This window comes from Micromonospora sp. NPDC005324, assembly GCF_040607155.1.
Classification (GTDB): Bacteria; Actinomycetota; Actinomycetes; order Mycobacteriales; family Micromonosporaceae; genus Micromonospora; species Micromonospora trifolii.
This window is the reverse complement of sequence record NZ_JBEXGE010000009.1, coordinates 231,811-242,414: the sequence shown is the minus strand read 5'-3', so window position 1 is coordinate 242,414 and position 10,604 is coordinate 231,811. Positions and strand designations below refer to the sequence as shown.

The window sequence follows — 10,604 nt, the reverse complement described above, 5'->3', positions numbered from 1 at the left end:
CTCAACGACCGCCCCCGAATGACCCTGGGCTGGGCCACCCCAGGTGAGAAGATGACCCAGCTCCTGGGTGTTGCAACCACCGGTTGAGCCCGCCGCGCTAACGGAAAGTGTCCAAGATCTGCGGGGATGCATCACACCGAGCCAACCGCAGCGGTCAGAAGAGGACGGTGGCCAGGGTGCCGATCGGCTGGAAGCCGCAGCGCTCGTAGACGCGGCGGGCCGGGAGGTTGAAGTCGTTGACGTACAGGCTGACGGTGGGGGCGACCCGCAGCAGCGCGTCGCGGACCACGGCGGCCATGGCGGCGGTGGCGATCCCCCGACCTCGCCATTCCGGTGCCACCCAGACGCCCTGGACCTGCGCCGTCCGCTTGGTCACCACGGCCAGCTCGGCCTTGAACACGACCTTGCCGTCGATGATGCGGGCGTACGCGCGACCGGTCCGAACCAGGTCGTTGACCCGTCGGCGGTAGCTGCGTCCGCCGTCTTCGGCCAGCGGGGAGACGCCGACCTCTTCGGTGTACATGGCGACCGCCGCCGGGAAGAGCCGGTCGACCTCGCCGGAGCGAACCTGGCGTACCTCCGGATCGGCCGGTACGGGTGGCAGCGTGTCGGTGACCAGCAGTGGCTGATTGGGGCGAACGTCTCGCGCTGGCCCCCAGGTGGCGGAGAGGCGGTCCCACAGCCCGAGGACGGCATCGGCACGGCCGACGATGGAGGAGCACAGCCGTTCCTCGCCCGCGAGCAGGTCGGCGAAGGCAGCCACCGCGGCGTCGCTGGCCAGCACCGGGGTCAGGTTGCCGCCGAGCCAGCAGAGTGATTCGAGGTTGCGGCGGGCCCCGTACCCCAGGATTCTGCCCTCGGCCCGCCACCAGGAGAGTCCGCGCGCGGCGATCCGCTCGGCGACCTGCGCGCCCGCGAACGGGTCATGGTCGAGCAGTCGCTCGACCGCGCGGCGCTCCGATTCCCCCAGTTGCCGTACCGGCACCGTCAGCACGACTATCAGCCTGCCAGATCGACCCCCCGCTCCGCCGGTCGAGTGGCGAGGCCGGCACCGGTTCTGCAGGCCCGCTGATCGGCCGGGTCCGCTCGGCCCACCGGACGACCGGGGGCACCAGGGCTCCGAGCAGGAGAAACAGGGCACCGAGCACGAGCCAGCCGGGTACGCCCCAGCCGAGCGCGAGGGTGGTCACCACGACCGGTGCGAGCATCTTGCCCAGTTCGTAGCCCATGCCGTACGCCCCCTGGTACTGCCCCTGGGCGTCCGCCGGCGCCAGCCCGAAGGAGATCCCCCAGCCGGCGGCGGAGTGCCACAGCTCCCCGGTGACGTGCGCGAGTGCCCCGAGGCCGAGCAGGCCCACCGCTCCGGCGGTGGGCAGCGCGCCGCTGGCGGCGAAGAGTACGCAGGCCAGGGCGATGGCGACGCCCGCTCGGCGGGCGGCGCGGGCGGCTCCGGGCACTGTGGCGGCGGTACCCGCGGCGCGTACCTGAAGGAGCACCACCAGCACGGTGTTGACCAGCGTCAACGCGGAGATCATCCAAACGGGTGCCCGGGTGTGGCCGGCGATCCACAGCGGCAGAGCGACGGTGAGCAGGCTGAAGTGCATCGACATCAGCCCGTCGACCAGGGTGAAGGCGAGGAACGGGCGGTCTCGTAGGGCGACCAGCCGAGGGCCGTGCGTCGGAGCGGCGACCGGGGCGACGGCGGGCAGTCGGAGGAAGACCACAGCTGCGGCCAGCGACGTCGCCGCCGAGGCCAGGATCAGCGCGACGTACCCGGTTCGGGTGTCGGCGGCGATGGCGAACCCGCCGAGGACTGCGCCGACGGAGATCCCGACGTTCGTGGTGGCTCGCAGGTAGGCGCGGGTGCGGACCCGCTGGTCGGCTGGGATCGCTCCGGCGATCAGCGCGCCGCGGGCACCGCGCTCGACCGCGTCGGCGAGCGCGGTGGCGGCTCCCACCAGCACGAACGTGGGAAACGACCGGACGGCGATCAGCCCGATGGTCAGGGTGCCGGCGACGAGGAGCGCGCCGACCTGCACACCGCGTGGGCCGACGCGGTCGGCCAGGTAACCGCTCGGGGCGCTGGCCAACACACCGACCAGGGCCGAGATGGTCAGCCCGATGCCGACCTGGGTTGCCGACAGGCCGACCGACCGGGTGAGGAAGAGCGCGCTGGCGACGAGCCAGAGGCCCCGTCCAACGGTTTTGACCAGCGTGCCGAGGGTGAGGACCCGGGCCGGGCCCGGCGGGGGAAGCAGGCGCATGACCGACACCCTAACAAGACGTACGTACGGTTTGGTAAATCAGGGCTGTCAGCGATGCATTGCCGATATATCGTTGATGCATCAGCGATAGTCCTAAGGAAGGAAGAACCTGATGAGGTTCCACCGACAGCACCACCCGATGCACGAGGCCCGGATGCGGGGGTTCGGTTTCCCGCCGGTCCCGCCCGGTCCGCACGGTCACGGCCACGAGCACGGACACGGCGGCCCCTGGGGCGGCCGGGGTCGTGGACGGGGTCGGGGCCGACGCCCCAACGTTCGAGCCTCCGTGTTGGCCCTGCTCACCGAGCGGCCGATGCACGGATACGAGATGATCCAGGAGATCGACTCCCGCACCGGCGGTGCGTGGCGGCCGAGCCCGGGCTCGATCTACCCCACCCTCCAGCTACTGGAGGACGAGGGCGTGATCGTCGCCAGCACCGAGGAGTCCGGTGGTGGGCGGAAGCGGTTCACTGTCACCGAGGCCGGTCAGGCGGAGGCCACCGAGGCCGGGCAGACCCCGCCGTGGGCGGATGTCGCCCAGGGCACGGTGAGCAGCTGGCACGACATCCGTGACTCCGGCACTCAGGCGATGAACGCGTTGCGCCAGGTGATGATGAACGGCACCGACGACCAGCGTGAGCGGGCCGCCCAGGTGCTCGACGAGACCCGGCGCAAGTTGTACGCGATCCTCGCCGAATCCGAGTGACGCCAGGCCGCGCCACGGCACGGCACGGCACGAGCAGCACGAGCAGCACGAGCGCCACGGCACGGCACGGCACGAGCAGCGCAGCGCGAGAGCGCACTCAGCACGAACGCAGAGCGGCCGTTCCCCGCACGGGGAACGGCCGCTTTTCCAGATGGAAAATCAGTGCACGGTGACGGTCGGGCCGGTGACCAGCCCGCGTAGCTCCTCGGGGAGCTCGGCGCCCATCTCGTCGGCGATCCGCAGCGCCTCCTCGATCAGGGTCTCGACGATCTGCGCCTCGGGCACGGTCTTGACGACCTGCCCCTTGACGAAGATCTGGCCCTTGCCGTTGCCGGAGGCGACGCCGAGGTCGGCTTCGCGGGCCTCGCCCGGACCGTTGACCACGCAGCCCATGACGGCGACCCGCAGCGGCACCGGCAGCCCTTCCAGGCCGGCGGTGACCTCCTCGGCGAGCTTGTAGACGTCCACCTGGGCCCGCCCGCAGGACGGGCACGAGACGATCTCCAGGCCCCGCTCGCGCAGCCCGAGGGACTCCAGGATCTGGTTGCCGACCTTGATCTCCTCGACCGGCGGGGCGGACAGCGACACCCGGATGGTGTCGCCGATCCCCTCGGCCAGCAGCGCGCCGAAGGCGACCGCCGACTTGATGGTGCCCTGGAACGCCGGCCCGGCCTCGGTGACGCCGAGGTGCAGCGGGTAGTCGCACTGCTCGGCGAGCTGCCGGTACGCCCGGATCATCACGACCGGGTCGTTGTGCTTGACCGAGATCTTGATGTCGCGGAAGCCGTGCTCCTCGAACAGCGAGCACTCCCACAGCGCCGACTCGACAAGCGCTTCGGCGGTGGCCTTGCCGTACTTGCTCAGCAGGCGCTTGTCCAGCGACCCGGCGTTGACGCCGATCCGGATCGGCGTCCCCGCCGCCCCCGCGGCACGAGCGATCTCCTTGACCTTGTCGTCGAACTGCCGGATGTTGCCCGGGTTGACCCGGACCGCCGCGCAGCCGGCGTCGATCGCGGCGAAGACGTACTTGGGCTGGAAGTGGATGTCGGCGATCACCGGGATCTGCGACTTCTTGGCGATCGCGGGCAACGCCTCCACGTCGTCCTGCGACGGCACCGCCACCCGCACGATCTGGCAGCCGGACGCGGTCAGCTCGGCGATCTGCTGAAGGGTCGCGTTGATGTCGGAGGTGAGGGTCGTGGTCATCGACTGCACGGACACCGGCGCACCGCCACCGACCGGGACCGAACCGACCATGATCTGGCGGCTGGCCCGACGGGGAGCGAGCGGCGGCGGCGGCACGGCGGGCATACCGAGACTGATAGCTGTCACTTCAGGCACTCACCTTGAGAAGAGCGTGATGGGGTTGACGACGTCCGCGGCGATGGTCAGCAGCGTGAACGCGCCGCCGATCAGGATCACCGCGTACGTGAAGGGCATCAGTTTGAGGTAGTCCACCCGGCCGGGGTCGGCCCGGCCGATCCGCGCGTAGACCCAGGAGCGGGCCCGTTCGAACCAGGCGATGGCAATGTGGCCGCCGTCCACCGGGAGCAGCGGCAGCAGGTTGAACACGCCGATGAAGAAGTTCAGCGACACGAAGAGCATGAAGAAGACCAGCCAGGCGTTGTTCTCGACCGCCTCGCCGCCGAGTCGACTGGCGCCGACCACACTGATCGGGGTGTCGATGTCCCGCTCGCCGCCGGTGAGGGCGGTCCACAGGGCGGGGACCTTCTGCGGGAGGCGCTGGAGCGCCTGGACGGTGCCGACGGCCAGTTGACCGGTGAAGTCGGCGGTGGCGCCGAAGGCGCCGACCGGGCCGTACGTCACGCGGGTGGGCGTGCTGGGGACGAGCCCGACGCCGAGCGCGGCCACTGGCGCGGCGGCGCCGTCGGGGTCGTTCAGCGGCGGACGCTGGGTCTGCGCGAGCACCGTGCTGGTGGTGCCCGGCTGCCCGTCGCGGACGTACGCGATCTGCGCGGTGTCACCCGGCTTGAGGCTGCGCAGCGTGGTGAGCAGGTCGCCGTAGGAGTTGATCTGGGTGCCGTTGACCGAGGTGATCCGGTCTCCGTTGCGCAGTTGCCCCTGGGCGGCCGGGCTGGCCGCGTCGGCGGGGGTGCACGCACGCACCGCGTTTTCCGGAACCACGCACTCACTGAGCTGGATGACGGCGGGCTCCTGGCGGGCCTGCGCGTCGGTGGTCGGGAAGTCGGGGTTGGGCAGGCCGGCGGAGACGGCGAGGATCCAGATCGTGACCAGGGCGAGGGCGAAGTGCGTGATCGACCCGGCGGCCATCACGATCGTCCGCTTCCACACCGGGTAGCGCCACATCACGCGCGACTCGTCGCCCGGCTCGACGTCGTCGTCCTGCGGCGTCATCCCGACGATCTTGCAGAAGCCGCCGAGGGGGATGCCCTTGAGGCCGTACTCGGTCTCACCCCGCCGGAACGACCAGACGGTGGGGCCGAAGCCGACGAAGTACTTCGTGACCTTCATCCCGAACGCCTTGGCGGTCAGCAGGTGACCCGCCTCGTGCAGGCTCACCGAGATGAGAATGGCCAGGGCGAAGAGGACCACCCCGAGCAGGTACGACATCAAGCTCCTTCCACCGAACCCGCGATGATCTCCTGCGCGTGCGCGCGTGCCCACGACTCGGCCGCGAGCACGTCCTCGACGGTACCTGGTTCGTCGAAGTCCGGAGCCTCCTCCAACACCCGTTCGAGGGTGTCGACGATGCCGAGGAACGGCAGCCGGCCCGCCACGAACGCGGCCACGCACTCCTCGTTCGCCGCGTTGTAGATCGCCGGCCGGCAGCGCCCGGTCTCCCCGGCGGCCTTGGCCAGGGCGACGGCCGGGAACGCCTCGTCGTCGAGCGGCGCGAACTCCCAGGTGTGCGCGGCCGTCCAGTCGACGGCGGTGGCCGCCTCGGGCACCCGGTCCGGCCAACCGATGCCGAGCGCGATCGGCAGCCGCATGTCCGGTGGGCTGGCCTGGGCGATCGTCGACCCGTCGACGAACTCGACCATCGAGTGGATCACCGACTGGGGGTGCACCATCACTGCGATGTCGGCATAGGGCACGTCGAACAGCTCGTGCGCCTCGATCACCTCCAGCGCCTTGTTGACCATCGTGGCGGAGTTGATCGTGACGACCGGCCCCATGTTCCAGGTCGGGTGCGCGAGCGCCTGCTCGGGCGTGACCTGCGTCAACTCGTCACGCTGCCGACCCCGGAACGGGCCGCCGCTGGCCGTGACGATCAACCGGCGCACCTCGCCGCGCGTTCCGGAGCGCAGGCACTGGGCCAGCGCGGAGTGCTCCGAGTCGACCGGGACGATCTGCCCCGGCCGCGTCGCAGCGGCCTTGACCAGCGGGCCGCCGGCAACGAGCGACTCCTTGTTGGCCAACGCGAGAGTACGACCACCGTGCAGGGCGGCCAGCGTAGGAGCGAGGCCCAGCGAGCCGACCACCCCGTTGAGCACGATGTCGCACGGCCACTGGGCCAGCTCGGTCATGGCGTCCGGGCCGGCCACGATCTTGGGAAGTTTGAAGTCACCGGTGGCCCACCCGCGCCGGCTCGCCTCGGCGTAGAACGCGAGTTGCAGGTCCTGCGCGGCGGACGCCTTGGCCACCCCGACCGCCTCGACGCCCAGTTCGAGGGCTTGCGCGGCGAGCAGCTCGACGTTGCCGCCGCCGGCACCCACGGCGACCACCCGGAACCGGTCCGGGTTGCGCCGGACGATGTCGATGGCCTGGGTGCCGATCGAGCCGGTGGACCCGAGCAGAACAAGGTCGCGGGGGGAAGTCACACGGCCATTCTTCCCCACCCCCGCTGCACGCCCGCTGGGAGCCTCAGCCCTCCCCCTCCACCGGCTCCTCCTCGTCCAGCAACTCGGCCGGATCGATGGAGAATTCGAACGGCTCCCGCATCGCGAAGGTGCTGCCCGCCGCAGCGGCGGCCAGCGGCCGGTACTCCCCGTCGGACAGCTCGAACAGGGCCATGGTCGGCACCCGGTTACGCAGGTCCACCCGGAGAAAGAACGGCACCCCGACGGCTGCGTACTCGCGGGGGCGATCGATCACGGCCTTGCGCCGGTTACCCGGCGAAACGATCTCCCCCAACAGCACCGCGTGCCCGATGCTCATCGTCGTCCGCCCGCCGCCGGGGACCTTCAGCACGGCGACGTCCGGGATGAACAGGTCGTCATTCGAGACGACGTTCACCTCGTGATAGAGCCACAGCTCTGCCCGACGGGCGGCCTGCTTCAGCAGGTAGCCGAGTTTTCGCTGTACCGTCCGCCGATCAAGGTCGGAATCCGGGGTGATCACGACACATCCGCGCAGCACCTCGACCCGTGGACCGCTGTTCTCGGGCAGGAGGTCAAGCGCAGCGCTCGCCGTCCACGCATCACTTCGGCGGCTCAAAGCGTCGAACGACCTCGGGGGCACGTCGCGAGACTGGCAGGGATCGTCTTCGGGGCGACGCACCCGAGGTCCGGCGTTCCCCAGGTCACGGCTGCTCGCGTCAGGGCTCTGTCAGACCGTAGGCTGAGGCTGCTCGCCCCGAAAGGACCACACATGTCTGATCTTGACCACACTCCTGAGCAAGCCGCCCGCGAGGCCGGGCTTCGCGAAGTCTCCGAGGCACTGCTCAACATCGAGCAGGCCATTAAGCGGACAGAGCGGGCGAAGCGGATGGCTGCCATGACAGTCGGCTGCGACGACTTGGCCCGGATGCTCGACACTGCCGCCCGCAACTTGGAAATCGCCCGCAAGGACCTGTTTCAGGGTGCCTACTTCTCTGCGGATTCACCTAAGCTCTTCTGACCATGCGCAGTGGTGAGCAGATCCGGGCGGCACTGATCAAGTTCGTCGGACGGTGGCAGACCTACGCCAAGACGGAACGCTCGGAGGCGCAGACCTTCCTGAACGAGCTGTTCGAGTGCTACGGCCGCAACCGTAAGGACGCCGGTGCCCTCTTCGAGGATGCGCACTCGTCCGTCGGGATCATGGATCTACACCTTCCTGGCCTGCTCATCGTCGAGATGAAGGCCCCGAAGGAGACGACGCACCTCGATCAGCACCGCAAGCAGGCCCTGGACTACTGGCGCAATTCGGCCGATGTGAGTGTCGGACGGCCAGCACCGCAGTTCGTGGTGCTTTGCTCGTTCCATCGCTTCGAGATCTGGGAGCCGGGTCAGTATCCGAACGCTCCGTTGATGGCCTTTGACCTCATCGAGCTGCCCGACCGGTACGAGTCGCTGATGGTGCTCGCCGGGGACGAACCCCTGTTCCACCACAGCAACCGGGAGCTGACCAAGGCCGCCGCCATCTCCGTGGCCAAGGTCTACCAGGACCTCCTTGATCGGGAGGCAGCGCCACCCGAATCGATTCAGCGATTCATCCTCCAGATGGTCTGGCTCTTCTTCGCCGAGGACTACGGCATGATCGAGGGCCGGCCAACCGAACAGACCCTGGAGTTTCTCACCAAGTTTGGCGACACCTGGTCGTCCTACCTGATGCTCGGCGGCCTGTTCACGTCCCTCAACGACCCGAACGACCATGGCCGACAGGGCATCCTCAAGGGCACCCAGTACGTCAATGGTGACCTCTTCAACCAGCCTGCCCTGGTGCACCTGACCAAGGACGAGGCCGCCGAACTGCTGCGGATCGCCGAGTACAACTGGAAGCAGGTTGATCCAACGATCTTCGGATCGCTCATCGAGGGTTTCCTGAACGGCGACCGAAGCGCACTCGGCGCCCACTACACCCACGAGATCGACATCCTGAAGATCGTTCGACCGACGATCGTCAAGCCATGGCGAGCCAGGATCGACGCGGTGACCACCCCCGACGAAGGCGTCGCCCTGCTGGACGAGTTGTGCCAGTTCCGGGTGCTTGACCCGGCCTGCGGCTGCGGCAACTTCCTCTACGTGGCCTACCGGGAACTGCGCCACCTGGAACACTCGTTGAAGACCCGGATCACCGAACTGGCCAAGTCCTCCGGCCTGCCGACCCCGACCGGGCTGCCGTACTTTCCGTTGAGGAACATGCAAGGCATCGATATCGTGCCGATGGCAACCGCCGTCGCCCGGGTCACCCTCTGGATGGGTCACCGGCAGATGATCGAGAAGTACGGCGCGGCAGAGCCGCCACTGCCGCTGGTCAGCCTTGGCTCGATCAGAACGCAGGATGCCCTGCGGGTCGCTTGGCCGGAGACCGACTGCATCGTCGGCAATCCACCGTTCCTTGGCTCCCAGTTCATGCGGGAGGCCCACGGTGACGACTACCTAAAATGGCTCGGCAAAACGTTCGGCGTCGGCGTCAAAGACTTTTGCGTTTACTGGTTCCGCCGCGCCAACCAGCACCTGAAGCCGGGTCAGCGTGCTGGGTTGGTCGGCACCAACTCGATCTCGCAGAACCGGGCCCGTTCCGCCAGCCTGGAGTACGTCACCACCAACGGCGGGGTGATCACTGATGCGGTATCCAGCCAGACCTGGCCGGGCGAGGCCAAGGTCCACGTCAGCCTGGTCAGCTGGATCAGATCACCGAGCGAGCCGCCGACTGAGTTCATCCTCGACAACGAGCCGGTCAGCGGCATCACCGCTGAGCTTCGGCCGCCGGAGTCGTCAACCGGCGACGTGCCGAAATTGCCGGCCAACAACGGCCGGTGCTTCCAGGGGATGACGCCGGTGGGCGACGGTTTCATCCTCACCTTGGCAGAGGCTGAAGATCTGCTGGCTCTCAAGGACGCCGCCTACCGTGACGTGGTACGCCCGTACCTCATAGGCGAGGACATCGCCGACGAGGTTTCCCAACGGCCACGGCGGTGGGTGATCGATTTCGGCGGCCGTCCCCTGGAACAGGCAATGAAGTACCCAGCCGCATTGAAGATCGTGCGTGAGCGGGTCAAGCCAGTTCGCGCGTCGAACAGGGACAAGTTTCGCCGCGAGAACTGGTGGATGTTCGGCCGACCCTACACGGCGCTCCGCCGGGCGGTTACCGGACTTCCGCGATACATCGCTGCTGGACGGGTCGGCAAGCGGCTGCTGCTGACCTGGTGCGAACCGTGGACCTGCCCGAGCGACCTCGTCTACGTCTTTGCCTTTGACGACGACTACTCGATGGGCATCCTCTCGTCGTCCATCCATAACGCGTGGGCCTGGTCGCAGTCGTCGACCATGAAGGCAGACCTCCGGTACACCCCGACCTCGGCGTTCCTGCCGTTCCCATGGCCTTACCCGGTGGGCGACGAGCAGCGGGAGCGGGTGGTCGAGGCGAGCCGGCGGACGATCGCCCGCCGGCAGGAAATCTGCGCTGAGCAACAGTTCGGGTTGACCAAGCTTTACAACCTGGTGGACGAGGGCGCCTACGCCGACCTCAGGAAGCTGCACCGCGAGTTGGATGAGGCGGTTGCCGCCTGTTATGGCTGGCCGAAGGGAATTGCCCAAGACAAGCACGAGATCGCCCAACGGCTGCTGGCGCTCAACGCCGAGATTGCCGCCGGCCAGCGCCCCTACGATCCGTTCGCCGCACGCGACGGCAAGGCGGTCGCTCAGCAGCTCGGTCTGCCGATGACCTGAGGTTCCGCGATGGGCTCCGGCGGCGGGAAGAGATCCGGCACGGAGCCCAACTCGGTT

9 protein-coding genes are annotated in these 10,604 nt (G+C 68.6%); 3 read left to right on the top strand and 6 right to left on the bottom strand.

Annotated features, from left to right (window positions below; all coding sequences use genetic code 11):
* Positions 1–154 precede the first annotated feature (154 nt).
* Together ABZS40_RS12805 and ABZS40_RS12800 are read right to left on the bottom strand one after the other, a co-directional pair.
* On the bottom strand, positions 155–994 hold the full coding sequence (locus ABZS40_RS12805; protein ID WP_354943446.1) for a GNAT family N-acetyltransferase: 840 nt from the start codon (positions 992–994) through the stop codon (positions 155–157).
* A complete protein-coding gene (locus ABZS40_RS12800) occupies positions 924–2,264 on the bottom strand; it encodes an MFS transporter (RefSeq protein WP_354943445.1) in 1,341 nt (446 codons plus the stop codon). The genes ABZS40_RS12805 and ABZS40_RS12800 overlap by 71 nt, the downstream gene beginning before the upstream one ends.
* Before the next feature lie 112 nt (positions 2,265–2,376).
* On the opposite strand from ABZS40_RS12800, the gene ABZS40_RS12795 reads away from it, so the two are divergent.
* A complete protein-coding gene (locus tag ABZS40_RS12795) occupies positions 2,377–2,970 on the top strand; it encodes a PadR family transcriptional regulator (protein WP_354943444.1) in 594 nt (197 codons plus the stop codon).
* 159 nt (positions 2,971–3,129) lie between these two features.
* On the opposite strand, the gene ispG is transcribed toward ABZS40_RS12795, so the two are convergent.
* The 4 genes from ispG to ABZS40_RS12775 are packed head-to-tail and all read right to left on the bottom strand — an operon-like array spanning position 3,130 to position 7,413.
* Positions 3,130–4,302, bottom strand: a complete 1,173-nt coding sequence (gene ispG, locus ABZS40_RS12790) for a flavodoxin-dependent (E)-4-hydroxy-3-methylbut-2-enyl-diphosphate synthase (protein WP_210787026.1) — start codon at positions 4,300–4,302, stop codon at positions 3,130–3,132.
* A 9-nt stretch (positions 4,303–4,311) separates the two neighbouring features.
* Entirely contained in the window at positions 4,312–5,562 is a 1,251-nt protein-coding gene (locus ABZS40_RS12785) for a site-2 protease family protein (protein WP_354943443.1), read from the bottom strand.
* Positions 5,562–6,773, bottom strand: coding sequence for a 1-deoxy-D-xylulose-5-phosphate reductoisomerase (gene dxr, locus ABZS40_RS12780; RefSeq protein WP_354943442.1), 1,212 nt, complete (start codon positions 6,771–6,773; stop codon positions 5,562–5,564). Before dxr ends, ABZS40_RS12785 begins: the two co-directional genes overlap by 1 nt.
* A gap of 43 nt (positions 6,774–6,816) precedes the next feature.
* Positions 6,817–7,413 carry a Uma2 family endonuclease gene (locus ABZS40_RS12775; RefSeq protein WP_354943441.1) on the bottom strand — a complete coding sequence of 199 codons (597 nt, stop codon included), beginning with the start codon at positions 7,411–7,413 and terminating at the stop codon, positions 6,817–6,819.
* A gap of 129 nt (positions 7,414–7,542) precedes the next feature.
* On the opposite strand from ABZS40_RS12775, the gene ABZS40_RS12770 reads away from it, so the two are divergent.
* Positions 7,543–7,791 carry a hypothetical protein gene (locus ABZS40_RS12770; RefSeq protein ID WP_354943440.1) on the top strand — a complete coding sequence of 83 codons (249 nt, stop codon included), beginning with the start codon at positions 7,543–7,545 and terminating at the stop codon, positions 7,789–7,791.
* Positions 7,792–7,793: 2 nt separating this feature from the next.
* Positions 7,794–10,547 (top strand): DNA methyltransferase, encoded by a 2,754-nt coding sequence (locus tag ABZS40_RS12765; RefSeq protein WP_354943439.1) that lies wholly within the window; start codon positions 7,794–7,796, stop codon positions 10,545–10,547.
* Positions 10,548–10,604: the final 57 nt, after the last annotated feature.